Source organism: Cryptosporangium sp. NPDC051539, from assembly GCF_044454545.1.
GTDB lineage: Bacteria > Actinomycetota > Actinomycetes > Mycobacteriales > Cryptosporangiaceae > Cryptosporangium.
Genome location: NZ_JBITDV010000003.1, coordinates 333578 through 358281 on the forward strand (window position 1 = coordinate 333578; position 24704 = coordinate 358281).

At 71.5% G+C, this 24704-nt stretch carries 24 protein-coding genes; 19 read left to right on the forward strand and 5 right to left on the reverse strand.

The genetic code is table 11. From position 1 onward, the window contains the following. Nucleotides 1-66: 66 nt before the first annotated feature. From groL to ACIBZJ_RS11815, 7 genes are all read left to right on the forward strand, one after another. Nucleotides 67-1716, forward strand: coding sequence for a chaperonin GroEL (gene groL / locus ACIBZJ_RS11785; protein ID WP_395928349.1), 1650 nt, complete (start codon nt 67-69; stop codon nt 1714-1716). A gap of 1 nt (nt 1717) precedes the next feature. Then, on the forward strand, nt 1718-1927 hold the full coding sequence (locus tag ACIBZJ_RS11790; RefSeq protein WP_395928351.1) for a hypothetical protein: 210 nt from the start codon (nt 1718-1720) through the stop codon (nt 1925-1927). Nucleotides 1928-2015: 88 nt separating this feature from the next. Beyond that, nucleotides 2016-2669, forward strand: coding sequence for a metal-dependent transcriptional regulator (locus ACIBZJ_RS11795; protein ID WP_395928353.1), 654 nt, complete (start codon nt 2016-2018; stop codon nt 2667-2669). Beyond that, nucleotides 2666-2890, forward strand: a complete 225-nt coding sequence (locus ACIBZJ_RS11800; RefSeq protein WP_395928355.1) for a ferrous iron transport protein A — start codon at nt 2666-2668, stop codon at nt 2888-2890. The genes ACIBZJ_RS11795 and ACIBZJ_RS11800 overlap by 4 nt, the downstream gene beginning before the upstream one ends. Continuing rightward, nucleotides 2887-4797 (forward strand): ferrous iron transporter B, encoded by a 1911-nt coding sequence (locus tag ACIBZJ_RS11805; RefSeq protein WP_395928357.1) that lies wholly within the window; start codon nt 2887-2889, stop codon nt 4795-4797. Before ACIBZJ_RS11800 ends, ACIBZJ_RS11805 begins: the two co-directional genes overlap by 4 nt. Nucleotides 4798-4810: 13 nt before the next feature. Beyond that, on the forward strand, nt 4811-5374 hold the full coding sequence (locus tag ACIBZJ_RS11810; protein WP_395928360.1) for a hypothetical protein: 564 nt from the start codon (nt 4811-4813) through the stop codon (nt 5372-5374). A 61-nt stretch (nt 5375-5435) separates the two neighbouring features. Next, complete coding sequence (locus ACIBZJ_RS11815) at nt 5436-6278, forward strand: hypothetical protein (protein ID WP_395928363.1); 843 nt, start codon at nt 5436-5438, stop codon at nt 6276-6278. A gap of 10 nt (nt 6279-6288) precedes the next feature. Here the strand turns inward: ACIBZJ_RS11815 and ACIBZJ_RS11820 are convergent, their stop codons facing one another. Then, nucleotides 6289-6501 carry a hypothetical protein gene (locus tag ACIBZJ_RS11820; RefSeq protein ID WP_395928365.1) on the reverse strand — a complete coding sequence of 71 codons (213 nt, stop codon included), beginning with the start codon at nt 6499-6501 and terminating at the stop codon, nt 6289-6291. Nucleotides 6502-6750: 249 nt separating this feature from the next. On the opposite strand from ACIBZJ_RS11820, the gene ACIBZJ_RS11825 reads away from it, so the two are divergent. The 4 genes from ACIBZJ_RS11825 to ACIBZJ_RS11840 all read left to right on the forward strand — a co-directional run bounded on the left by ACIBZJ_RS11825 (nt 6751) and on the right by ACIBZJ_RS11840 (nt 13648). Next, nucleotides 6751-7779, forward strand: a complete 1029-nt coding sequence (locus ACIBZJ_RS11825; protein WP_395928367.1) for a DUF5753 domain-containing protein — start codon at nt 6751-6753, stop codon at nt 7777-7779. Continuing rightward, nucleotides 7760-7978, forward strand: a complete 219-nt coding sequence (locus ACIBZJ_RS11830) for a DUF397 domain-containing protein (protein WP_395928370.1) — start codon at nt 7760-7762, stop codon at nt 7976-7978. Before ACIBZJ_RS11825 ends, ACIBZJ_RS11830 begins: the two co-directional genes overlap by 20 nt. 191 nt (nt 7979-8169) lie before the next feature. Beyond that, a complete protein-coding gene (locus ACIBZJ_RS11835; protein WP_395928372.1) occupies nt 8170-8520 on the forward strand; it encodes a hypothetical protein in 351 nt (116 codons plus the stop codon). Then, a complete protein-coding gene (locus ACIBZJ_RS11840) occupies nt 8510-13648 on the forward strand; it encodes a caspase family protein (protein ID WP_395928374.1) in 5139 nt (1712 codons plus the stop codon). Before ACIBZJ_RS11835 ends, ACIBZJ_RS11840 begins: the two co-directional genes overlap by 11 nt. An 18-nt stretch (nt 13649-13666) precedes the next feature. On the opposite strand, the gene ACIBZJ_RS11845 is transcribed toward ACIBZJ_RS11840, so the two are convergent. Continuing rightward, entirely contained in the window at nt 13667-14290 is a 624-nt protein-coding gene (locus tag ACIBZJ_RS11845; protein WP_395928375.1) for a TetR/AcrR family transcriptional regulator, read from the reverse strand. A gap of 268 nt (nt 14291-14558) precedes the next feature. Here ACIBZJ_RS11845 and ACIBZJ_RS11850 point away from each other — a divergent pair, with 268 nt between their 5' ends. Continuing rightward, nucleotides 14559-15074 carry a DoxX family protein gene (locus ACIBZJ_RS11850; protein WP_395928377.1) on the forward strand — a complete coding sequence of 172 codons (516 nt, stop codon included), beginning with the start codon at nt 14559-14561 and terminating at the stop codon, nt 15072-15074. A 4-nt stretch (nt 15075-15078) separates the two neighbouring features. On the opposite strand, the gene ACIBZJ_RS11855 is transcribed toward ACIBZJ_RS11850, so the two are convergent. Continuing rightward, entirely contained in the window at nt 15079-15996 is a 918-nt protein-coding gene (locus ACIBZJ_RS11855; protein ID WP_395928379.1) for a hypothetical protein, read from the reverse strand. Nucleotides 15997-16225: 229 nt separating this feature from the next. On the opposite strand from ACIBZJ_RS11855, the gene ACIBZJ_RS11860 reads away from it, so the two are divergent. The 4 genes from ACIBZJ_RS11860 to ACIBZJ_RS11875 are packed head-to-tail and all read left to right on the forward strand — an operon-like array spanning nt 16226 to nt 20135. Further along, nucleotides 16226-17293: a GGDEF domain-containing protein gene (locus ACIBZJ_RS11860; RefSeq protein ID WP_395928381.1), complete on the forward strand. Its 1068-nt coding sequence runs from the start codon at nt 16226-16228 to the stop codon at nt 17291-17293. Between the two features lie 48 nt (nt 17294-17341). Continuing rightward, the gene (locus tag ACIBZJ_RS11865) at nt 17342-18316 is read left to right on the forward strand and encodes a threonine/serine dehydratase (RefSeq protein WP_395928383.1); all 975 of its coding nucleotides are present in this window, start codon (nt 17342-17344) and stop codon (nt 18314-18316) included. Then, nucleotides 18309-18968 (forward strand): transcriptional regulator, encoded by a 660-nt coding sequence (locus tag ACIBZJ_RS11870; RefSeq protein ID WP_395928385.1) that lies wholly within the window; start codon nt 18309-18311, stop codon nt 18966-18968. Before ACIBZJ_RS11865 ends, ACIBZJ_RS11870 begins: the two co-directional genes overlap by 8 nt. Nucleotides 18969-19007: 39 nt before the next feature. Continuing rightward, on the forward strand, nt 19008-20135 hold the full coding sequence (locus tag ACIBZJ_RS11875) for a hypothetical protein (protein ID WP_395928387.1): 1128 nt from the start codon (nt 19008-19010) through the stop codon (nt 20133-20135). On the opposite strand, the gene ACIBZJ_RS11880 is transcribed toward ACIBZJ_RS11875, so the two are convergent. After that, nucleotides 20132-21214, reverse strand: a complete 1083-nt coding sequence (locus ACIBZJ_RS11880) for an MBL fold metallo-hydrolase (protein ID WP_395928389.1) — start codon at nt 21212-21214, stop codon at nt 20132-20134. The genes ACIBZJ_RS11875 and ACIBZJ_RS11880 overlap by 4 nt on opposite strands. A 99-nt stretch (nt 21215-21313) precedes the next feature. On the opposite strand from ACIBZJ_RS11880, the gene ACIBZJ_RS11885 reads away from it, so the two are divergent. After that, nucleotides 21314-21805, forward strand: a complete 492-nt coding sequence (locus ACIBZJ_RS11885) for a hypothetical protein (protein WP_395928391.1) — start codon at nt 21314-21316, stop codon at nt 21803-21805. On the opposite strand, the gene ACIBZJ_RS11890 is transcribed toward ACIBZJ_RS11885, so the two are convergent. Beyond that, nucleotides 21802-22593 carry a GNAT family N-acetyltransferase gene (locus tag ACIBZJ_RS11890; protein ID WP_395928393.1) on the reverse strand — a complete coding sequence of 264 codons (792 nt, stop codon included), beginning with the start codon at nt 22591-22593 and terminating at the stop codon, nt 21802-21804. The two genes, ACIBZJ_RS11885 and ACIBZJ_RS11890, sit on opposite strands and share 4 nt — an antisense overlap. Before the next feature lie 35 nt (nt 22594-22628). Between ACIBZJ_RS11890 and ACIBZJ_RS11895 the strand changes: the two genes are divergently transcribed. Both ACIBZJ_RS11895 and ACIBZJ_RS11900 read left to right on the forward strand, forming a co-directional pair. Beyond that, complete coding sequence (locus ACIBZJ_RS11895) at nt 22629-23057, forward strand: DUF1810 domain-containing protein (RefSeq protein WP_395928395.1); 429 nt, start codon at nt 22629-22631, stop codon at nt 23055-23057. Between the two features lie 76 nt (nt 23058-23133). Beyond that, nucleotides 23134-24702: an acyl-CoA synthetase gene (locus tag ACIBZJ_RS11900; protein WP_395928397.1), complete on the forward strand. Its 1569-nt coding sequence runs from the start codon at nt 23134-23136 to the stop codon at nt 24700-24702. Nucleotides 24703-24704: the final 2 nt, after the last annotated feature.

Genomic DNA, 24704 nt, shown 5'->3' on the forward strand with positions numbered 1-24704 from the left:
TCGATCTCGATTCCGGCCGCTTCCGCGGCCGGGCAATTCTCGTTCCCTGAGTCGAAGGAGCCCGACATGGCGAAAGAACTGCGGTTCAACACCGACGCGCGACGGCGACTCGAAGCCGGGGTGAACGCCCTGGCGGACGCGGTCAAGGTCACTCTCGGGCCGAAAGGCCGCAACGCGGTGCTGGAGAAGCTGACCGGCCCACCCACGATCACCAACGACGGCGTCACGATCGCCCGCGAGATCCAACTCCGGGACCCGTTCGCCAACATGGGCGCGCAGCTGGTCAAGGAAGTCGCGATGAAGACCAACGGCGTCGTCGGCGACGGCACGACCACCGCGACGGTCCTGGCCCAGGCGATGGTCCGCGAGGGTCTGAAGGCGGTGGACGAGGGCGCGAACCCGATGCGGGTTCGGCGCGGGATCGAACAGACCGTGCCCGTGGTCGTCGAGGCGCTCCGGCAGTTCGCGACCACGGTCGAGGGACAGCGGGAGCTGCAGCACATCGCCACGCTGGCGGCCAGCGACGACGAGGCGATCGGCTCGGTGATCGCCGAGGCGGTCTCCCGCGTCGGGCGGGAGGGCGTCATCACGACCGAGGAGTCGGACGCCCCCGGCGTGTCGCTGTCGCTCGTCGACGGGATCGAGTTCAGCCACGGCTACGTCTCGGCCTACATGGTCACCGACCGCGAGCGGATGGAAGCGGTCCTCGACAACCCGCTCGTCCTGCTGACGAACAAGAAGATCAGCCAGGTCCAGGACATCATGCCGACGATCGAGGTCGCCAAGCGCGCCGACCGGCCGCTGGTGGTACTGGCCGAGGACGTCGACGGGCCTGCGCTGCAGCTGCTGGTCGGCGGCAACATGCACAACACGATGCGGTCGGTCGTCGTGCGCGCGCCCGGCTTCGGGCACCGCCGGGTCGCCGAGCTCGAGGACCTCGCGGTCGCCCTGGGCGGGCACGTCATCGCCAAGGACACCGGCGTCGAGCTGTTCGAGGTCGCCCGGGAGCACCTCGGCAGCTGCGACCGGATCACGGTCACCGAGAACGAGACCACGCTCGTCGGCGGCCACGGGCAGGCCAACCTCATCGAGGCCCGGGTCGGCCAGCTCAAGACCCAGCTCGAGCGCGCGCGGATCGACGGCGACCGCGACAGCCTGCAGGAACGGCTGGCCCGGCTGACCGGCCACGTCGCGCTGATCAGCGTCGGCGGCGCCACCAGCGTGGAGCAGAAGGAGCGGATGCTCCGGGTCGAGGACGCGCTCGCCGCGACGATGGCCGCGCTGGAGGAGGGCATTCTCCCCGGCGGTGGCGCCTCGCTGGTCCAGGCCCAGCACGCGGTGTCACGGCTCGAACTGACCGGTGACGACGCCGTGGGCCGTGACGTCGTCTTCCGGGCGCTGCCCGAGCCGCTGCGCTGGATCGCGATCAACGCCGGCTACGACGGCGACAAGACGGTGGCCGAGGTGGCCCTGCTCCCGGCCGGACAGGGATTCAACGCGCTCACCGGTGAATTCGAGGAACTGCTGGCCGCCGGAATCATCGACCCGCTGAAAGTGACCCGGGCGGCACTGGAAAGCGCGGCGTCGATCGCCGCTCTGCTGATTACCACGGAAACCGCGGTCGTCGAGGAGATCCTGGTCAACCCGGGAGCCATTGTGGCGCCCGGATTCGGTGACCTGGCCGAGGGCATGATTCGGCCCTCGAACATCTACTGAGATGAACGGATCCATGGGCGTGGGCACCTTCCTGATCTGGGAGGGTGCCCTCGTCCTGGCCGTCGTCGTCCTTCGGCTGGGGTGTCTGCGGGTCGCCGACCTGGAACTGATGCCGGTGGCGATCCGTCGCCGGGTCGACGCGACCACCCGCCTGACGCCGGTGGCCGCCGCGCTGTCGGTCGCTCTGGTCGTCGCCGGAATGCTGCTCTGAGGATTTCCGGACGGCCACTGGCCGGTCCGGAATTCTTCGTCGCAAATTGAGACCGGCACCGGTATTAGAGCACTCTAACGTCGAATTCATGGCGACACTCGACTGCTGCACGATCGAGCACACGAAAACCGTCGACCGCTATCTCAAGACGTTGTTTCAGAATCGTGGCGGAGTTTCCGATCTGGCGCGGAGTCTCGGGGTCGCTCCACCGTCGGTCACCGCGATGATGCACCGGCTCCGGGACGCCGGTCTGGTGGAGCCGGAGTCCGTGCGCCTCACCCCGCACGGACTCCGGCACGCCCACGGCGCCGTGCGGCGTCACCGGCTCCTGGAGACGTTCCTGCACGACGTCCTCGGGGTGCGGTGGGACGAAGTGCACGTCGAGGCCGAGAAGCTCGAGTTCGGGCTGAGCGAACGGCTCGAGGACCTGATCGACGCCCAGCTCGGCTACCCCCGGCACGACCCGCACGGCGACCCGATCCCGCCGAAGTACGGCACGCACGACGAGGGTGCCGAACTGCCGCTGGCGGCGGCCGGCCCGGGTGACCGGTTCCGGGTCCTGCGGGTCAACGACCGGGACCCGGGCGCCCTGCGGGCACTGGCCGCGATGCACGTCGGCCTCGGGGCCGAACTCGAGGTCCTCACCGCGACGACCCCGGAGGGCCGTCGCGTCCGGGCCGGCGACCGGGACCTGGTATTGACCGCACCGCTCGTCCACGCGATCCGAGGGGAGTTCGCATGACTCTCGACGAGCTGCCCCACCGGTCCCGCGCGGTCGTCGTGAGCGTCGAGGGCACCGGGCCCGATCGGCGCCGGGTCATGGACCTGGGTCTGCTGCCCGGCGTCGAGGTGACGGCCCAGCTCCACAGCCCGTTCGGCGACCCGACCGCGTACCTGGTGCGTGGCTGTCTGATCGCGCTGCGCCGGTCGCAGGCCCGGCACATCCAGGTCCGCGCGACATGAGCCACGACTGCGACTCCTGCGCGTTGAACGTGATCCCGCTGCACGCCGACGTCGTCGTCGCGCTGGCCGGCAACCCGAACTCCGGCAAGAGCACGCTGTTCAACCGTCTGACCGGGCTCCGCCAGCGGGTCGGGAACTGGTCGGGCACGACGGTGAGCCGGGCCGAGGGCACCTACCGGCTCGACGGGACCACGTACCGGGTGGTCGACCTGCCCGGTGTCGCGTCGCTCCGGGCCACGGGCGCCGAGGAGCAGGTGGCCCGCGAATTCCTGCTCGACGCCGCCCCCGACGTCACGGTCGTCGTCGTCGACGCGACCCGGCTCGAGCGTCACCTCTACCTGGTACTGCAACTCCTCCGGATCACCGGCCGGGTCGTCGTCGCCGTGAACATGATCGACGAGGCCGAGCGCGCCGGACTCGTGATCGACGTGCGGCACCTGGTCCGTGAACTGGGCGTGCCGGTCGTCCCGGTGGTCGCGCGAACGTCCCGGGGAGCCGACGAACTGCTCGGCGCCATCGCACGGGTGGCCCGCGACCCCGAGAACCGACGCACGGCAACACCCGAGGACTTGTCGGACGGGGAGGTCGCCGCGACTTTCGCCGACGCCGAGCGGATCGCCGGCGCCGCCACCGGGTCGTCCGGACGTGCCCCCCTGCGCACGTTCGACCAGCGGCTCGACCGGATCCTCACCCACCGCGTCGGGGGCTTTGCCGCGATGGGCGCGCTGTTCTTCGGCGTGTTCTGGCTGACGATCGCGGGCGCGGCCGTTCCCTCCGACCTGCTCTTCTCCCTGCTGGTCGAGCACGGCCATCCGCTGGTGCACGGTCTGCTGGCCGGCCTCGGCCTGCCCGGCTGGCTGGTCGGGCTGACCGCCGACGGCGTCTACCTGGGCACCGCCTGGGTGATCGCGGTGATGCTCCCGCCGATGGCGATCTTCTTCCCGCTGTTCACGCTGCTCGAAGACTTCGGCTACCTGCCGCGGGTGGCCTTCAACCTCGACAAGCCGTTCCAGGGCTCCGGCGCGCACGGCAAGCAGGCGCTGACGATGATGATGGGCTACGGCTGCAACGCGGCCGGCGTCACCGCGACCCGGATCATCGACAGCCCCCGCGAACGCCTGATCGCGATCGTCACGAACAACTTCAGCATCTGCAACGGCCGCTGGCCGACGTTGATCCTGATGGGCACGGTCTTCATCGGCTCGGCAGCGCCGCCGGTCTGGGCTGCCGCCGTCGCCGCGGCGACCGTCGTCGCGGTCGCGGTCCTGGGCGTGCTGACGACACTGGCCGTGTCGTGGGGGCTGTCGCGGACCGTGCTGCGGGGCGAGGTCTCGGTCTACTCGCTCGAGCTACCGCCGTACCGGCGCCCGCAGGTCTGGCGCACGATCTACGTCAGCCTGATCGACCGGACGCTGAAGGTGCTGAAGCGGGCCGTGGTGATGGCGGCACCGGCCGGCGCCGTGATCTGGATCATCGGCAACGTCGACGTCGGCGGGGCGAGCGTGGCGGTCCATCTGGTCCACGGGCTCGACCCGCTCGGGTTCCTGCTGGGGCTCAACGGCGCCGTGCTCGTCGCCTACCTCGTGGCCGTCCCCGCGAACGAGATCGTGGTGCCGGCGATCCTGATGCTGACCCTCGCGTCGAGCGGTACCGGGCCGGCCGGACTCCTGATCAACGCCTCGGACACCCAGGCGCACGCGTTGCTGGCCGGCGTCGGCGGGTGGACCGTGCTGACCGCGATCAACCTGATGCTGCTGTCGCTGCTGCACAACCCGTGCAGCACCACGATCCTCACGATCTGGAAAGAGACCAGGAGCGTCCGCTGGACCGCGACGTCGACGCTGCTGCCCCTGGGGCTGGGCGTGCTGGCCACCTTCACCACGGCGACGGTCGCCGGACTCGTCTGAAAGGACGCATGCGATGGATTGGCAACAGCAGGCGGTAGAAGGACTCCGGACGCTCCAGGTACCGGCGACGGAGCTGCTCTTCCTGGACTCGCTCGCCGCCCACCTGATGGGGCCCGACCGCCCCGCGCCGCCGTACACGATCGAGCACGGCACCGTGATCGCCGGTTTCCTGCTCCGGGCCGCCGCCAACTCGGCGCTGCTCACCCCGGAGACAGACCTCACCCCGGAGTCTCGGCCCATCCCGGAGACGTGGCCCACCCCGACGCCCGGGATCACCGCCGCCCGGGACGCGATCTCGGACGGCGCCCACGCGTTCGCCGGCCAGGGGCGTGCCGGCGTGCAGCATCTCGTCAACCGGTTCCTCGGTGCCGCGGTCGGCGAGCTCGAAGTCCACCGGGACTCGGCCGAGGACCAGACCCGCTCGCTCTTCCACTACGGGCTGCTCGCGCTCGCCTCCGGCCCGCAGAACCGGCTGACGGCGACGGCCGGGGACGGAGTCGGTGAGATTTTCCGGGCCTGGGACGGCCTGATCGGCGCCGGGTTCGTGCCGCCGTGGCGGATAGTGGCAGTCGACTGAGCCGCCGCGCCTCGGCCGGGAACCGATCGGACCGCGCTACCGTCCAAGCATCATGAGCACAATGCGGAGCATTCGGACAGCAGTTCTCGGCCTGGCGCTCCTCGCGTCGGGATGCGGCACGGTGGCCACCGCCGACGTCGAAGCGTCGACATCTCCGGAGGTATCCGTGTCGTCCGACGAACTCGTGCTCCGCGCCGAGTACACCGGCGGGTTCGTCCCGCCTCAGTACACGTACAGCCGGCTCCCCACCGTCAGCATCTACGCCGACGGCCGGGTGATCACCGAGGGCCCGCAGATCGCGATCTACCCCGGCCCCGCGCTGCCCAACGTGCTGGTCCGCACGATCAGCCACGACCAGCTCGAGAAGCTGGTCACGGACACGCGCCGGGCCGGCGTCGGCAAACCGTTCGACTACGGGACCCCCGGCGTCGCCGACGTCCCCTCCACGCGATTCACGCTGGTCGACGGCGGGAAGCGCGTCACGTCCGAGGTCTACGCGCTCGGGCAGAACGACGAGTGGGACAAACAACTGAGCTCTCCTCAGCGCGCCGCGCGCGCCCGGATGCGAACCCTGTTCAGCACGCTCACCGACGTCCCCGGCACGGGCGAGGACCGGCCGTACCGGCCGGAGGCGGTCGCGACGATCGTCCGCGCCTACACCCCGGGCGGCGAAGGCCCGAAGCAGGCCGAGCGCGCCTGGCGCGGCGCGGCCCTGCCCGGCCCGGTGGTCGGCCCCGCCGACCTGCATTGTCTGACCAGCACCGGCGCGGTCGCCGAGCGCATTCTGGCGGACGCCACGGAAGCGAACACCGAGACCCCGTGGACGAGCGGCGGCCAGAAGTGGTCGGTCACGTTCCGCCCGCTGCTCCCCGACGAGTCCGGCTGCGCTTCCCTCGGACGCTGACCGGCCGGCGTCAGGCCGGCTCGCGTAGTTCCGTCGGCTCCTCGTCGCCGGGCTCGATCTCACCGCGCGCGTCGGCCATCAGAACGAGCTCCGCCCAGCTGCGGCGGTAACACGCCCACTCGACCGGGTAGACGTGCGTGGCCGAGCCGCAGTAACCCGGGTCGGCCGGGTCGGCCACGTGCTCGGCGATCAAGAGCCGTGCCGTCTCGACGTCGTCGCTCACGTAGTCACGGTGCCACCCGCCGGCCGTCGAGCTCGTCCACGTCGTGTGCTCAGCCGGTTCGCCCCGCCGTCCCGCCATGCCGCTCGCTCCCGTCGCTTCGTGTCGCGTCGTATCTCGTCGCCGCGGCGGGACGCACGACCGGCACCGTGCGGAACGCTCGACGCGAGAGACCCGGACCGCCACCTCTCGACCACCGTTCGGGTGATCGCATCATGGGTCGGTTTCCTGAGAATGAACTGCGATCGCAGAATGGGCAAGATTCAAACTGCCCCAACGCAATACCAGTTCTCTTACTCAATACAGAGACCCAAAATGCAAGACTGCACCGGGACGCTGAATTGCTGGGTCGCCCGAATCGAAGGGACGTCTCACGTGGACGAAGTCAGCCCCACGCTTGCGCGGCGCATGCTCCTCTCGACGTTGCAGCGCCTCCACAAGGCCGACGGGCGTTCCACCGACCTGATCGGGGCCGAGGTCGGAGTCGACGGATCGACGGTCGCCCGCTGGCTGGCCGGCGGAAAACGCAAGCTCCGCGCGCACGAGATCCGCGGACTCTGCGAGGTCTACCGCGTCGACGACGATACGAAGAACCAGCTCGTCCGGCTGGCCCAGGACGCCGGCAGCCGGGGCGTCACCCAGCGTCTGTCGTGGTTCGCGACCTACCAGTTCGGCATGTTCCTCGACCTCGAGCGGGACGCGCACCGGGTCGTCACGTACGAGTCCACCGTGGTGCCCGGTCTCCTGCAGACCGAGGGTTACGCCCGGGAAGTCATCCTCGCCGGGGCTCCGGCCGCCGAACTGGGCGAGGCCGACGTCCGGGAGCGGGTCCAGTTACGCATGGACCGTCAGAAAGTCCTGCGCCGGGAGCGCCCGGCGGAGCTGCTGGCCATTCTGGACGAGGCGGTCATCCGCCGCCCGATCGCCGATGCGGACGCGATGCGCGCACAACTGGCGCACCTGCTCACGGCGGCAGAATGGCCGAACGTCACGATCCAGGTCATCCCATTTTCGGCCGGACCGCACGCAGCAGCGGCGACCGGCCCCTTCGTCCTTTTGTCGTTCGACCATCTCGGGGACGCACCGGGCGAGATCGCTTATGGCGAGAATCCCGCGAACGCCCTCTACATGGAGACAAAAGATGAGACGGACCGGTACCAGGCCGTTGTCGACCTTTTGCTCAGGCAAGCACTGAGCCCGGAGGCGTCAGCGGCGATGATCGCCGGTGCGATGAAGGAACCAGCACTCAAGGAGGAAAGGGATGACTCAGCAAAGCCCTGAACTGGACGTTCATCGATCCCGCTGGCGGAAGTCCACCCGCAGCGGCACCAACGGCAACTGCGTGGAGGTCGGCACCGCGAGAGCGGCGATCGGCGTGAGAGACACCAAGGACGGGGGACGCGGGCCGGTGCTCGCGTTCACCCGCCCGGCCTGGACGGCGTTCCTCGACGGCTGCAAGGCCGGCGAGTTCGACCTCTAGCACTCACCAGGACGAGGGCGGCCGGCCCATCCGGCGCTTGGGTCGGTCGCCCTCGGCTTGTCCACGATAGACGCTGCCCACACGCTTGGCCGCACGCCGCGGCCAAGAGGCACATCGGACACTCGGGCCGGCCGCACCCGGCCCGTCCGCGACCCCTGCCCGGCCGATCCCGACTGGCCTATGCTCGCCGCATGTTCCAGGGGGAAACCGAGTCAGGCGAGACCATCGACGTCCTCGTCACGATGGACGACACTCCGGCGTCGGGCGGAGACAAGGGCCTGTTCAGCCGCGCGGCCGCACCGGTCGTGGCCGCTGTTCCGGTCGCCGCGCTGCACGAGAGCTTCACCACGGCGATCGACGGGCTGAAGAAGATCTTCTCCGATCTCCCGTCGATGAACCCGGACCTGCCGTTGCAGCAGGTCCAGCTCCAGTTCGAGATCACCGCGAGCGGCAAGATCGCGCTCGTCGGCACCGGTGCCGAAACCGCCGTGAAAGGCGCGATCACCCTCACCTTCGCCCGCCCACCCGGCAATGCCCGCTGATCGGCCCGCCGATCGGCCCGCCGATCGGCCCGCCGATCGGGCCGCGCTGCTGATCGGTGTTCCGACCTACGACCGGCCCGACGAGATCACGCCGCTCCCGTTCATCACGCAAGACCTCGACCAGCTACGGGCGGCGCTGACGCGAGTCGGCTACGAGGTCCGCCCGCCGCACGACCCGGCGCACACCGACCCGGCGCGGATCCGCGACGCCGTCGAGGAGTTCTGCGAGGCGGCTCGCCCCCGGCAGCAGTTGCTGATCGTCCTGAGCGGTCACGGTGTGCACCGCAACGGCAAGGACTACCTCGTCCCGTCGAGCGCCCGGCTCAGTGCCAGGGACTTCGCCGCCCAGTGCCTCGAGCTGAACTTCGACGCCGAGATCGAGGCCAGCAGCTGCGGTGACGTCGTCATCGTCGTCGACGCCTGCCGGGAGGGCTTCCACCTGCGCGAGAAGACGCCGGCTGCGGCGAGCGTCGCCTGGTCCGAGCAGCACGTCCGGCAGACGCGCGACCGGACCGTCACGTACGTCTACGCGTGCGGCAGCGGCGAACGCGCCCGCTTCGTCCAGAACGATCTCGAGGCGTTCAGCGTCTTCACCCGCGCGATGGCGACCGCGCTGCTCAGCGGCCACGCGGCGCCGGAGCTGCCGGACTTCTTCGACCGCGTCCAGGAGCACGTCGACGAGCTGAACGGCGTCCACGGCGGGAGCCAGCGGGTACAGATCCGGGGCGACCTGCGGCGCGCGGCCGACGTGCTGCTGTTCGCGCCACCCGGCCGCAGCGACGCGCCCCGCTCCGAGCATCCGTGGGTCACCGCGGTCCGGACCCACGAAGTCTGGTCGCTCACCGAACCCGACGAGTTCACGCAGGCCGTGCGCACCGCCACCGAAGACTGGGCCGGCCGGTGGGCGGAGCTCCACGAGAAAGGCCGGGCGGCCCTCGGTCCCGATCCCTGGCTCGACGAGCAGCTCGCGACCCGCACCGCGACCCGCCTCAGCTGGCTTCTCAGGCAGGTCCTCAGCCCCGACAAGCTCGCGAACGGCCGCCCGTCCCGCGAGGCTCCGGCCGGTCGGCCGCTCTCGGTCGCCGAAGCGGCGTTCCTGGTCGGGTTTCCCTTCCTGCACCAGACCCATTGGACGACCGAGGCGGTCCGGCGACGGGCAGCGCTCACCGGTCTGAGCGACGACCGTCCTCTCGAGGCGGACGCCGTCGGGCTGCACGATTTCGCGGCCGCCTACCCCCGGCTCCTCCGGCGGCTCGGCCGGGTGTCGGACGCGCGAGCCGCCGACGGGATCCGCTGGTGGTACTTCCATCGCTGGCTGATCCGGCAGGACGACAGCTATGCCGCGGCGCGGGTGAAACCACTCGTCCCGCCACCGGGCGGAACGCTCTTCGACGAGGTGTTCGCGCCCGAGCGACTCGCGGCCACGATCCTGGCGCACCGGCTCGACGTCCGCGAGCTGGTGGGCCGCACCGGCACCGAGACCGTGTGCAACTCGTCGCCGCAGGAGCAGACGCTCCGCGGCGAGCTGCTCACGCTGCTGCTGATCACCGCACACCGGTTCGCGATCGACCCGATGTCGCTGCCGGAGGTCGTCGTCGATCACCTGGGCATCAGCGACGCCGTCGACCTGCCCGAGCTACTGACGACGCTCCGCGCGGCCGACTGGCGCGGCGGGCAGGGCCGGACCCGGGTCCTGCACGCGTCCTGCGGTCACCAGGCCGTGGACCAGGCTCTGCGCGAACACACCGCGCACACGGCCGCGCTGCTGGCCCGGATCGACATCGACAGCGTCGACCGGGCGGCACTGCTGCCGCTGGTCGACCTGCCCGTCGCCACGGCCGCCGACGGCGTCCGCGCGGGCCACGATCCGGACGGCGTTCCGCGGTACGACGCCCGTGGCTTCCAGTTCCGGCTCGCCCCGGACCGCGTCCAGGAGCTCCTGATGGGCGAGCAGCTCTACGGCGACCGTTCTCTCGCCGTCCGCGAGCTGTACCAGAACGCCCTCGACGCGTGCCGCTACCGGCGTGCCCGGCTCGAGTACCTCCGGAAGGCCGGCGGGCGCACCTCGTCGTGGGCCGGCGAGATCCGCATCGAGCAGGGCGTGGACGAGGCGGGCAGGCCGTACGTCGACTGCATCGACAACGGTGTCGGCATGGGCGAGCTCGAGCTCACCCAGGTGTTCTCCTACGCCGGAGCGCGGTTCACCGAGTTGCCGAGCTTCATCGAGGAGCAGGCGCGGTGGAAGGCCCACGGCATTGACCTGTTCCCGAACAGCCGCTTCGGAATCGGTGTGCTGAGCTACTTCATGCTCGCGGACGAGATGACCGTCCACACGACCCGGATGAACCCCGACGGATCACCGGCGCACGAGCTGCGGGTGGCCATCGCCGGCCCGGGGGCGATCGCCCGGATCCACGACAACGGCGAGGGCCGCGAGCCCGGCACCCGGATCCGCCTGCATCTGCGGGAAGACGGGCCCAAGGTCTCCTGCACCGACCTCATGCGCCGAATCCTCTGGATCTCCGAATTCGACGTGACGGTCACCGACGGTGCTACCCGGCACACCTGGCAGCCCGGCCGGCTGTCGGAGGTCGCGCCGCTGGGAAATCCTGATCCGCTGAGGGACGGCTCGATCGAGGAAGCCCGCCACGTCGTCGCGACCGGCGACCACCGGGTCTGGTGGATCAACGGGCTCGGAGGCGTCCTCGCCGACGGGCTGTGGGCCGGTACGCCGATCTTCGGAGCCGCCGTGGACCTGCGGGGACCGGATGCCCCACGCTTGACCGTCGACCGCGCCAGGATCGCCGAATCGGCTCACGATCGAGTGACCGAACTCCTCTCCGAAAACCTCGCGCCGCTGGTCGACGATTCGACCGGCCTCTGCACGCTCGGGTGGCTCGCCCGGCTGGTGCAGGAACGACCCCGCGTGGCCGACGACATCGCACGGAGCGTGACGGCCGGGGGACGGCCGGGCTGGCGCGTCTGGGGGCACACCGTCGACGTGCGCCTGACCGGCTGTTTCCCGCCGGACGTCGACGTGTACGACGCGGACCACGAGTACGAGAAGCTGAGCGCGCCCTACGGATACAACCGAACGGTCCTGCAGTCCGTGTCGCCGAACGAGCTACCGGAAGCGGTCGCGCTGTGGCGCCTGCGGACGTTGGCCGACGCCGGGGCGGCCCATCCGCTGCGGATCAGCGGGAGGCCGGCCGAGGAGTTGCCCGCCCGCCCGTCGGACGGGCTGCTGACGCCGTCCCGTTCGGAGCTGATGGGCCTCGACGGCGGCATCTCCGACACCGGTTCGGTTCCGCGCGGCTACGTCGTCTACATGGCGGCGCGGCTCCGCCGTGATCCGGAGGTGGTGGCTCGCCGCCTGGAAGCGATCGGGCTGCGCGTCCCGCCCGGTTCGTGGCCTCGGACGGTCGACGACCAGGACATCACGCTCGTCCTCTCGGAGAGCCTGCCCCGCTGGCTCTCACCGGACACCCCGGTTCCCCCGTGGAAGGTCGTTCACGCTGCCGCCACCCAGAATCGCAGCACCGCCTCGGTGGCGGCCCGCTACCGGGAACTGGGCTACTCCGCCGCGACCGACATCTGGTCGCACTCGAGCACCGAAGACGATCTCTTCCTGCTGACGCTGGGCCACGACGCGGAGTCCCTCTCGGCGACCCGCCACGCGCCGATCTCGATCGCGCACGTGCTCGCCGTGGCCGGCACGCTGGGGCGTGCTCCCGACGAAGTGGTTCGTCGGCTCGTCGAACTGGAACGGGATCCGCCGAGCCACCGGTGGCCTTCCGCGGTGCGGCGCGACGATCTGCCACTGCTCTCGGTCCGCCGCGACGGCCGTCGGCCGTTCATCGACTTCACGAAGCGCGTGCCCCACTGGCACGTCCTCGCGGTCGCCCACACGACCGGCCGGACCGGCGAAGAGATAGCGGAGCGGCTCACCCAACTCGGTGGTGAGGTCGGCGCGGGACCGTGGCCGGCGATCGACACCGACGACCTGACGATGTTCCAGACCCGGGGTTCCGAGCCCGAGGAGAGGTGGCTCGATCCGGACCGTCGGGTCCCCGCACCGCACCTCGTCGCGATCGCCGGCGAGTGTGGGCGTTCGGCCCACGACCTCGCGTCCCGGCTGTCCACGCTCGGGCATCGGGTTCCCGATCCGGCGGAGCTGGCCGCGGTCACCGGGAACGACGTCCGAACCATCAGCCGGAACCTGGACGGTCGCGCGCCGTGGCTCGATCCGGGCGAACCGGTATCGGTTCTCCACCTGCTGAGCGCCGCCGACCGAATCGGCCGGCCACCGCTCGAGCTGGCCGCCCGGCTGGCCGGCCTGGGGTACGACGTCCCGCTCCCGGACGTTCCCGAATCGATGGTGCCCGGCGACATCGCGCTGCTCCGCGCGTTGCGCGAGCAGACGAGGCTCCGGCCGGGCGGGGCCGACGAGCTCAGGCTCATGGACGTGTGCGACGTGGCCGCCAAACTCGATCGTTCGCCGGCGGAGGTGGCCGAGCGGTCGTTCCGCCTCGGATACCGGCCGCTCCCCGCACTACCCGACGACGAGGTCGGCCTGGACGAGCAGGGGCAGTACCGCAGTCTCGAATTCGCCGCTCTCGGCGTTTTCGTCGCGGCTCAATTGTCGGGAGATCAGCCGGAGCAACTCGCCCGGCGGCTCCGGCGTCTGGGGTTCGCGGTGGACGACCGTGCGTGGCCGGCGTCGGTGGACGCCGACGACATCAGCATGATGTCGCGTGATTTCGACGCCGAGCAGCCGTGGCTCGATCCCCGGCGTCCGGTGCCCGAGTGGCACGTGTACGCAGCCGGCCGATACCTGCACCGCTCGCCGGTCACGGTTGCCCGCCGCTTGTCCGAGCTGGGATTCCGCGTCTCACCCGGACCCTGGCGCAAGGTCGCCGAGAGTGACGTCCAACTGGTCAGTCTGTCCAACGGCGACCACGGGCCCTGGCTGGATCCGAGTACGCCGGTGGCCGCGTGGCACATCCTGCGGGTGGCCACCGCGACGGGTACGCGCCCGGGGTCTGTCGCGGCCCGTCTCGTCAGCCTGGGATTTCGGCTGCCCGACGGATTCGTGGTCGAACCCGAGGCCGACGACGCGGAGGGATGACCCGGTACTCGCTGTGTTTCAGGCGACGCCGCGGTCTTCGGCCGGGGCCAGGAGCGGGCGGAGACCTCGGAGGATGGTGGTGATTCCGAACTCGACTTCGGTGGACGGATCGCCCGGGGCGGCACCCTTGCGCTCCATCAGCAGGAAGCCCTGGGTGTAGACCGTCAGCGTGAAGAGCGCGTGCTGCGCGAGCGGCTCCGGCACCCCGGCCCGGCCCAGGGCGGCGAGCAGTTCCTGCGCCCGCGGCCAGGACGCCGTGGACGTCCCGTCCGGCACCCCGATCTGGCGGACGATCAGATCGCAGGCCAGGTCGTCGCCGGCGAGCAGCCGGTGGAAGTCGAGGAAGAAGTTCTTGAGCTGCTGTTCCCCGTCGTCTCCGTGCAGCGGCGGCATCCGCTCGTGGAACGACGACAGCGCGGCCTCGGTCATCGCCGCGATCAGCTCACGTTTCGTGCGGAAGTACCAGTAGATGCTGGTGACCCCGACGTCGAGGTGCGCGGCGAGCTGCGGGATGCTCCACTGCTCCGCCGGAACGCCCCGGAAGAAGTCGAACGCTCCCGCGACGATGTCGGACGGGTTGATCGAGCCGCGGGGCCGGCGTGGACGCGCCGCCTTCTCCGCCTTGCCCGCTGCGGACGGCATTCCGGACCTCCTCGCTCCGACCGGAAAAGCCTACCGGAAGGCTCGCGGGAAGGGTCGGCAGCGCACTGCCCGGGCAACAGGCGCGCTCGGCTCCGCCGCGGCCCTCCAGCGGTTCCGCACACCCGGCCGGCGCGCTGTCTACCAGGTGCAGAACGGCCACCGCGTGCACGTGCCGGTCGGGTGACGCACAGCGCAGTTTCCGCCGGAGGTTCCGGCACCCAGCTGACTGATGATAATCAATATTTCTCACGAGCGAATAAGGGGCACCATGGAGTGGATCGACGTCGGATTGCTGCTCATCCGGCTCAGCCTCGGCGTCACCCTGCTCATGCACGGCTGGAACCACTGGCGTGGAGGCGGCAAGATCGCCGGCACCGCGGGCTGGTTCGAGGGGCTCGGCCTGCGGCCCGGCGTCATGCAGGCCTGGGCGAGCGTCGTGACCGAACTCGCCGCCGGCGTCGGCCTCATCGTCGGCCTGTTGACGCCGCTGGCCTGCGCGGCCGTGATCGGCGTGATGGCCGTCGCCGCGATCGTCGCCCACCGGCCCAACGGGTTCTTCGTGTTCCGTGACGGCTACGAGTACGTGGTGATGATCGCGATCATCTCGGTCGCGCTGGCCACGATCGGGCCGGGCAAGGCCTCGCTCGACCACGCGCTCGACATCGAGATCAACGAGCTCCCCGGGCTGCTGATCGCGGTCTTCGTCGGACTCGGCGGCACCGCGCTGCTGCTGGCCGCCACCTGGCGTCCCCATCGGACCAAGGCCCCGGCCGACGCCCCGTAAGCCCTCACCAGCCGCCCTCGAACAACGCCAGGAACTTCGGCAGCGGGTCCAGCACCGTCGTGGTGTTGGCCACCACGACCAGGCCCGCTCCGAGCGCGAGCACCACCGCGAGCACGGCGAAACCCCCGAACACCCACCGAGCCCGCCGCCCGGCCCCGTCCCCGGCCCCAGCCCCGGCTCCGGCTCCGGCTCCGGCCCCAGCTCCGGCCCCAGCCCCGGCCCCAGCCCCGGCCCCAGCCCCGTCCCCAGCCCCGTCCCCAGCCCCGTCCCCAGCCCCGGCTCGGGCCCCAGCCCCAGCCTCGGCCCGGGCGCGGCGCAGCAGCACGAGGCCGGCGGCGAGCAGCACCAGCGTGACGACGGACGCGACCACGATCATCGCCACGTGGTACAGCACGTAGTCGTCGATCAGCCGGCCGAGTGACGCCGGCGTCCGCTCCCCGGCCGCCAGCCGCTCCCGGATCTGCCCCAGGGCCCCGGCCAGTTCCGGAGCGGGAGCACCGTCGACCAGCAGCGGGAAGAGCGATCCGAACGGCGCGACGATCCCCTGCAGGTTCGCCATCACCGCCGCCAGCGCGAGCATCCCGAGCCCGGTCACCCCGACGCCCGCTGCGGCGAGAAGGCCGGAGCCCCGCCGCACGACCGCGCCCCACAACCGCACGCCCAGTACGACGAGCACCACCAGTAGCAACAAAGCGAACGCGAACTTCGCCACGTGGTACCAGCGCCAGAACTCCACGAGCGGCTCCAGCGACGGTGACAACGCCCGCCCACCCGACGCGTACCAGGGCGCGAACGCCGCCCGGAAACCGCGAGCGAGGTCGGCTTCGCCGTAACCACGGCCCGACGCGAGACCCGCCAGCGGCCCCGGCAACAGCACGAACGCAGCCAGCAGCGCGGCAACAACAATTCCGAGACGACGCATGGGACCACGGTCCCGCCCGGACGCCCTGTGGTCACTGCGGCGCTCCACCCGATCGAAGTGTGGCCGGCCCTACCGTCCCTCTCGGCCTTCCGGCCCACTCGGCCTTCCGGCTCCTCGATCGCCCGGACCGAGCTGCCGGCTCACTCATCCGTCGTCTCCCGCGGTTGCTCGTCAGCCGCCGTCCGGGCGCATCACGCAGGTGGACGCCTCCCCTGCCGACGTACAGGGCATGACCGTGCCCGTCAGCGCGGCCTCCGCACTGCGCCGGCGCCGTCGGGCGACCGAGATCACCGGGATCGCGGTCGCCGGGGTCAGCCTCGTCGCGACGATGCTGGTCTGGCCGCTCCGGCCGTACCTGCCGCCGGTGTGGCTCGAGAACGCCTCGGCGACGCTGGCGATCTTCGGACCGCTCACGCTGGTGACCCTCGTGCTGGGGCTGCTGGCCTTCCGGGGCGTCGGGACCTCCTGGTACCGCGCGGCGGCCGGGGCCCGGCTCGCGGTGGAGGTCCTGACCTGCCTGGCCGCCGTCCTGGTGGTCCCGGTGCCCAGCCGGGCGGCCGCCTACTGCCTGCTGGTGCTGCCGGTCCTGATGACCGGTGTGCGGTTCGCGCGGATCGGCGCGCTGCTCACCTGGGCGGGCGGTCTGACCGGGTTCGGCGCGATCGCGCTGGCGCTGGTGCGCCACGAGCCGGCCGGGGTAGCCGCCCCGGCGAGTCAGGCCGCGCTGACCGGGCTGCTGTTCGCGGTGATCATCGGCGGGCTGGCCGCCTGGACGGTCGGGAGCCAGGCCCTGGCGGTCGACCGGCACCTCGCGGCACTGGACGCCGCCCACGCCGCGCTCCAGCACCAGGCCACGCACGACGCGCTGACCGGGCTGGCCAACCGGAGCGTGCTCTACGGCCCGGCGATCGCCCAGCGGCAGCCCGGCGCGCTGCTCGCGATCGACCTGGACGGCTTCAAGGCGGTCAACGACACCCACGGGCACGCGGCCGGTGACGCGGTCCTGCGCGCGGTCGCCGACCGGCTGCGGGCCTGCGCCGGGCCGGACGACCTGGTCGTCCGGATGGGCGGCGACGAGTTCGTGATCGCTCTGGCCGCGACCAGTGATCCGGACGTGGTCGCGGAGCGGATCCGGGCGGCGATCGGGCTGCCGGTGCAGACCGGCGCCGGCCCGCTACGGGTCGGGGCGAGCGTCGGCATGGCCCGGACGTCCGGGCCGTGGGACGTCGACGCGCTGGCCGCCGAGGCCGACGCCCGGATGTACGCCGAGAAAGCGGCGCACCGTGTCGGCAGGTGAGAGTCGCTGCTTCTACATCCTGTTGAACATGCTCTACAGTTTGTTGATGTGACTCCGTTACTCGATCTCGCCGCGGTGGAAGACGCCGCCCGCCGGATCGCCACCGATGTCGTCCGCACACCCACCGTGCCCAGCCCGGGCCTGTCCGAGCTGCTGGGCGTCCCGGTGACCGCCAAGCTCGAACTGCTGCAGCGGACCGGCTCGTTCAAGTCCCGGGGCGCCACCGCGAAACTTCGCTCGCTCACCGGCCCCGAGCGGGACGCCGGGGTGGTCGCGGTCAGCGGCGGCAACCACGGCATCGCGGTCGCGACGATGGCCGATGCGCTCGGCGTCAAGGCGACGGTCGTGATGCCGCGGACCGCTCCCCGCCGGGCGGTGGAGCTGGCCGAGCGGCACGGCGCGACCGTGCAGCTCACCAACGACGTCACCGAGGCGTTCGCGCTCAGCGCCCGGCTGCAGGCCGAGGGCCGCACGCTGCTCCACCCGTTCGACGACCCGATCGTGGTGGCCGGCCAGGGCACGGTCGGGCTCGAGCTGGCCCAGGACTCCGATCCGCTCACCGACGTGGTGGTGAGCATCGGTGGCGGCGGGCTGATCAGCGGCATCGCGGTCGCGCTGAAAGCGCTGTGGCCCGGGGTCCGGATCTGGGGCGTCGAGACCGCGGGGTCGGACACGATGGCGCAGGCGCTCGCGGCCGGTGGCCCGGTGCCGATGGTGCCGACGTCGATCGTCTCGACGCTGTCACCGCCGTCGGTGGCGCCGCTCACCTACGCCCACGTGAAGGCGCTGGTGGACGACGTCCTCGTGGTCAGCGACGCGGAGGCCGTGCGGGGGGTGTTCGAGCTCGCGGACGCCGCCAAGGTGTGGACCGAACCGGCCGCGGGATGCCTGCTGCCGGCCGCGCGGCGGGTGATCCATCGGGTCGGGCCCGAGTGCCGCCTGGGTCTGGTCGTGTGCGGCGGCAACGCGTCCGTCGCCGACGTCCTGAGCTGGGCCGACCGGTTCGGCGTCGGAATTGTCTGAGCCGGCGGCGTCGTGGGCGACGGACGCGTTCGCCGCCGAGGCGGCCCGGGTCGTCGAGGCCTACCGGCCCCTCGTCGAGCCGCTGGCGGCGGCGGTCGGGCCCGGGGTGGAAATCGTGCTCCACGACCTGTCGAAGCTGCCGAACTCGGTCGTGGTGATCGCCGGTGGCCTCTCCGGCCGCTCGGTCGGCGCGCCCGCGACCGACCTCGGTCTCCGGCTGCTGATGCAGGACGATCCTCCGGAGAGCATCGTGGGCTACCGCACCGAGCTGCCCGGCGGCATCGTCTGCCGGTCGTCCACGATCTTCCTGCGGGGGGACGCCGACCGGCCGGTCGCCGCGCTCTGCCTGAACCGGGACATCAGCCGCCTGTCCGCGGCGATCGACGTACTGGCGGAGCTGGTCGACACCCCGTTCACCAGCGGCCACGACAAGACGGAGACGTTCTACGAGAGCGTCGAAGGCCTGACGAACGACCTGCTCGGCCGGGCGATCGCCGGGGCCGACGTCGCACAGATGTCCAAGGCGGACAAGACCCGGGTCGTCAAGGACCTGGAGAGCCGTGGGTTCTTCCTGATCAAGGAATCCGTCGAGATCGCGGCCCGCGCCCTCGGAGTGAGCCGTTACACGATCTACAACTACTTGAACGACTGACGACGGACCACGTCCGGCCGGGCGGGTGACAATCGATACGTGGAGCCCGCCGCGCCGGAACCGCCGCCCCCGCCCCGCCGTCGCTGGGCGCTGGTGGCCGGGATCGCCGTCGCCGCGGCGGCCGTGACGGCCGCGGCCGCGCTGTTCGGCCCGGAGCGGGAACGTCCCCCGGACGATCCCCGGCCGCAGGCGATCCCGTGGAGCTCGACGTCCAACCTGGTCACGTTCGCCGACGACCGCAACGGCTGGGCCCTCACCCCGCGGTGCGAGGGTGCCGACTGCCACCCCAAATTCTGGCGGACGACCGACGGCGGGCAGACCTGGCAGGAAGGGCCGGTGCCGGACGAGCAGCTCGGGCGCGGCACCGGCGTCCAGCTGATCCCGGCCGGGCCGGAAACGGTCGTCGTCGAGGCCGGGCGGCAGCGCTGGCTGAGCACCGACGGCGGCCGCAGCTGGCACCGCGGGCTCGCCGTGGACGTGCTGGCCGAGCCGGCGGAGCCGCCGGTCGGCGTCCCGCTCCGGATCACCGCGGGCACCCGGGTGTCGGGTCAGACCGCGGCGGCGACGCCCCGCACGATGGGCTGGTACGCCCCGCGGACCGGTCAGCCCACCGCGTTCGCGAAGCAGCTCGACTGGCAGCCGATCTCGTGGTCTCCGGCGCGCGACGGCTCGGTCTGGGTGGTCGGCGGCAACGCGCAGCTACGGGTCTGGGAGGACGGCGGCTGGCGGACGCTGCGGCCGGCGATGCCCCCGCCGCCACGGACGTTCATCCAGGTCGCCGCCGTCGACCGGCGCACCGCGTACCTGCTGGTGTTCGGCGTCGACGACGACAGCCTGCTGCGCCCGACCGCGATCTCGCTGACCACCGACGGCGGCACGTCCTGGCGGCTGGTGTCGCTGCGCGGCTCGACGCTGCGCGGCAGCCGGGACGCCGCCGCGATCGGCAACCGGCTGGTGATCGTCGACTCCAACGGTGGTGTCCGGGTGTTCGACGCGGCCGCGACCCGCGGCCGGGAGCCGGTCGCGCCGTACGCCGTCGAGGAGGCACCGGCGCTCTGGAAGCTCGAGGCCGCCGGTAACCGCCTGATCGGCACCGGGATGCAGGACGGGCGCTTCTACTACAGCCTCGACGGCGAGACGTGGACGCCCATCCAACTGCCGTCCTAGCGGGTCGCGACCGAACGCCAGGAGTCGGTCGTGCCGGTGCCCCGGGTGAGGGCCCCACGTCGCTCGAGGTGCAGCAGGTGGGCGTAGGTCTCGCCGACCGCCGAGCGGCGGATGAACCCGCGGTTCTGCTCCCACGGCCGGGACCAGGTCAACTGCTCGGCGACCTGCGCGGTGGAGAGCCCGTCGGCCGCGGCCAGCGCGTCCAGGATCTCGGCCAGCCGCAGCTCGTGGTGGCGCAGCAGCTGACGCACCCGGGCCGGCAGCCCGGCGAACCGGTACTCGTGCGCGGGCAGCACCTCGGCGACGTCGAGCTTTCCGACCCTCTCCAGCGAGCCGAGGAACTCGCCGAGCGTGTCGGCGTCGCTCAGCGGGGACGGGCTGATGTTCGGGCTGATCCGGGGCAGCACGTGGTCGCCGGTGAGCAGCACGTCGTGGTCGGTGTGGACGAAACAGATGTGTCCCGGCGTGTGGCCGGGCGTCCAGAGAACGCGGAGCGGGGAGCCGGGGCCCAGCGGCAGGTCGCCGTCCTCGAGCAGCACGTCGACCGAGCCGAAGTCCCAGCCGGGTTCGTCGCCGCCGTCGGAGGGCGGCAGCAACATCTCGGCGAGCTGGTCGTCCGGGACCCCGCGGCGGAGCAGCCACTCGCGGTCCTGGCTCAGGAACGAACGGATCGAGCCGAACTCCTGGATCGCCTTGGCGTCCAGCGTGTGCATCGCCACCCGGGCGCCGGAAGCCTCCCGGACGCGGGACGCGAGCCCGAAGTGGTCACCGTGGAAGTGCGTGATCAGGACCGCGTCGATGTCGGCGAGCTCGTGACCGGTCTGCCGGATGCCCTCGACCAGGCCGTTCCAGGCCTGGTCGCTGTGCCAGCCGGTGTCGATCAGCGCCAGGCCGGCGTTCGTCTCGATCAGGTACGCGAGGACGTACCGCAGCGGGTTGTCGGGGAACGGCGTCGGCACCGACCAGAGACCGGGGCGTACCTGTTCGACCGGCGGTAGCACCCGGTCGGCCCAGGCCTGTTTCTGCACGGTTCCGGTCACCGTGAACGTGTCGGTGGCCGAAGTGGTTGTGTCCGTCACTGATCCACCGGAACATACTGTATGTCTTACGGCAACGAGATCTCGGTCACCGGGGGCTGACCTGGTTCGTTGTTCGCCTCGACCGGGTTGAATGACACCATGGACTACGCCCTGCTCGTCGCTTTAGGCATCGCGGTCGTCGGCATCGGCTTGATCACCGTGTCCTCGGCCGGACGAGACCGTCGTGAACTCCGCATCGCGCGGCAGATCGCGGTCGTGGAACGCAAGCTCGACGCGCTGATCGACCATCTCGGGCTCGAAGTACCGGATCCGGAGTACCCGGAGGTCGAAGCCAAGCTCGACCGGGGTGAGAAGGTCGCCGCGATCAAGGCCTACCGCGAACAGACCGGAGCCGGCCTCAAGGAGGCGGTGGACGAGGTCGAGCGCCTGGACCGCGACCGCAAGGCCACCGCGGACGACCCCGCGGCACCAGCAGCCACGCCCGCGGCACCAGCAGCCACCACGGCACCGGCCACCGCGGTCGAACCCGTACCGGCGACCACGGCGGCGCCGGAGAAGGCCGTGGCCGACGAGCCCGCCGCGGTGCCGGCCGGATCCTCCGACGGCGACCCGACCCCCGAGAAGCTCTAGCCCAGGCCCGGGGCGTAGGCCCAGCTCACCGGGACCGTCACGTCCGGCGTCCGCACGTGCAGGTCGAAGTCGTCGATGCGGAAGCCGGCGGCGAGCAGCGTGCGCACGGCGGGATGCGGGCCCGGGAGGCAGCACGCGAGCCAGTCGCCGCCGAGCGCGGCGACGGCCGCGAACAGCGCGCCGGCCGCGAAGCCGCGGTCGGGGCAGGTCAGGTGCGTTAGCACGGTGGGCGACCCGGCTCCGGCCGCCACCAGCCGGGTCCCGTCCCGGACGATCAGCGCCGAGGCATCGCGGGCCCAGTAGTCGAAGAGCGCGGTCCGCGGCCGGCTCCACCCGGTGAGGCGGGCCGCCGCCGCGGCCGCGGTGCGGGCGTCCACCTTCTCGACGCGCAGGACGCCGAGCGGTAGCCGTCCGATCGGGCCGCTCAGGTACAGCAGTGGCCAGGATGGGACGAGTCCGGCGCGGGCGTAGAGCGGCAGCGCGGCGGGATGCTTCGAGCTGAACGTGTACCGGCCACCCGCGGCGTGGGGCCAGAGCCCCTTCAGGAGTGCGGTGCCCACTCCGCGGGCGTGCACGGCCGGGTCGACGAACAGGTCGCTGAGCAGCGTGCCGGACGGCGTCGGCACCTCACCGGCCCACCCCAGTACCTCGGCGCCGTCGACGGCCACGACCGCCCGGCCGGTCTCCCGGACCAACTCGACGTACGCCGCTTCCGCGCCGGACTCGGTCTCCGGCTGGTCGGTGGCGAGGGAGATCGCCCGGATCCCCGGCAGGTCCTCCGGCCTCACCGCGCGTACCTGCACGGCTACGTACGCTAGCGGGCATGGACGATCCCTACCGGCTCGCGCGATTCGTCAGCGCCCAGGACAGCGGCGACGGCTACGCGCCGGTGTTGCGCGAGTTGCGCGCGGGCCAGAAGGTGGGCCACTGGATGTGGTTCGTGTTCCCGCAGATCGACGGCCTGGGCAGCAGCGCGATGGCCCGCCAGTACGCGATCGGCTCGCTCGACGAGGCCCGCGCCTACCTCGCCCATCCCGTGCTGCGGGAGCGGCTCGACGCCGCGATCGATGCCCTGCTCGGCGTCGAAGGCCGCAGCATCACGACGATCCTCGGCCCGATCGACGCGATGAAGCTCCGCTCGTCGATGACGCTGTTCGCGAGCGCCGCTCCGACCGATCCCGCATTCCCGACGATTCTGGACAGATACTTCGGCGGCCGGCCCGACGAGCGGACCGTCGCCCTCCTCGGCTGAGACCGCGCTGGTCAGCGGTCCTGCCGGCGGGTGAGAATCGCCAGGCACCGCACCGCCCAGGGGAGGACGCTCACCGATGAGTACGCCGCACATCGTCGCCCAGGCTCGTCAGCACACGCTCGGCGATCTCCCCCGCCGCTCCGCGCGCCGGTTCGGGAGCAAGACCGCGATCATCGACGGCGACACCCGCCTGACGTTCGCCGAGCTCGACGCCGTCGTCGACCGCACCGCCGCCGCTCTCGACGCCGCCGGGCTGACGAAGGGCGACCGGGTGGCGCTGCTCTCCCACAACTGCTGGCAGTTCGCCGTGCTGCAGTACGCGACCGCCCGGCGGGGCGTCGTCCTGGTGCCGATCAACTTCATGCTCAATCCGGACGAGATCGCGTACGTGCTCGACCACAGCGGCGCGACCGCGTTCGTCGCCGAAGACGGCCTGACCGTGACGGCGCACAAGGCCATCGCCGGAGCCGACCTCCTGCGCTTCTCCATCCCGCTCGGTACCGGCGAGGCCCAGCCGGGCTGGCGCGATTTCACCGAGCTGACGTCGTTCGACGGGCCCCTACCGGCTGACGTGCTGGTCGCGGACGACGACCCGACCCGGCTGATGTACACCAGCGGCACCGAGTCCCGCCCCAAGGGTGCGATCCTCACCAGCCGCGCGCTGCTCTGGCAGTACGCGTCCTGCGCGATCGACGGCGAGATGACGTTCGACGACGTCGAGGTGCACTCGCTGCCGCTCTACCACTGCGCCCAGCTCGACTGCTTCCTCAACGTCGACGTCTACACCGGCGCGACGAGCGTCCTCCTGCCCGCGCCCGCGCCGGCCGCGATCCTGCGGGCGATCGAGGAGCACGGCGCGACCAAGTTCTTCGCACCGCCGACGGTGTGGATCGCGCTGCTGCGCTGCCCCGAATTCGACTCGACCGACCTGTCGACGCTGCGCAAGGGCTACTACGGCGCCTCGCCGATGCCGGTCGAGATCCTGCAGGAGCTGTCCCGGAGGCTGCCGGACGTCCGGTTCTGGAACTTCTACGGCCAGACCGAGATGGCCCCGCTGGCGACGATCCTCCGGCCGGACGAGCAGCTCCCGCACGCCGGTTCGGCCGGGCGTCCGGCGATCAACGTCGAGACGATCGTGGTGGACGACCTGGATCAGCCCGTACCGGCGGGCACGGTCGGCGAGATCGTGCACCGCAGCCCGCACGCCACGCTCGGTTACTACCGGGACGAGGAGAAGACCGCCGACGCGTTCCGCAACGGCTGGTTCCACTCCGGCGACCTCGGGGTGTTCGACGAGAACGGCTACCTGAGCGTCGTCGACCGGAAGAAGGACATGATCAAGACCGGCGGCGAGAACGTCGCCAGTCGTGAGGTCGAGGAAGCGCTGTACCAGCACGCGGCGATCGCCGAGGTCGCGGTGTTCGGGATCGACCACCCGTACTGGGTGGAGGCGGTGACCGCGGTGGTGGTTCCGAAGGAACCGGGCCTCGACCCGGACGAGATCATCGCGTTCGGCCGGACCGTGCTGGCCGGGTTCAAGACCCCGAAGTACGTCGTGGTGGTCGACGCGCTGCCGAAGAACCCGAGCGGCAAGATCCTGAAGCGGGAGCTCCGCAGCCGCTACGGCCACCTGGGCCGGCCCTAGCC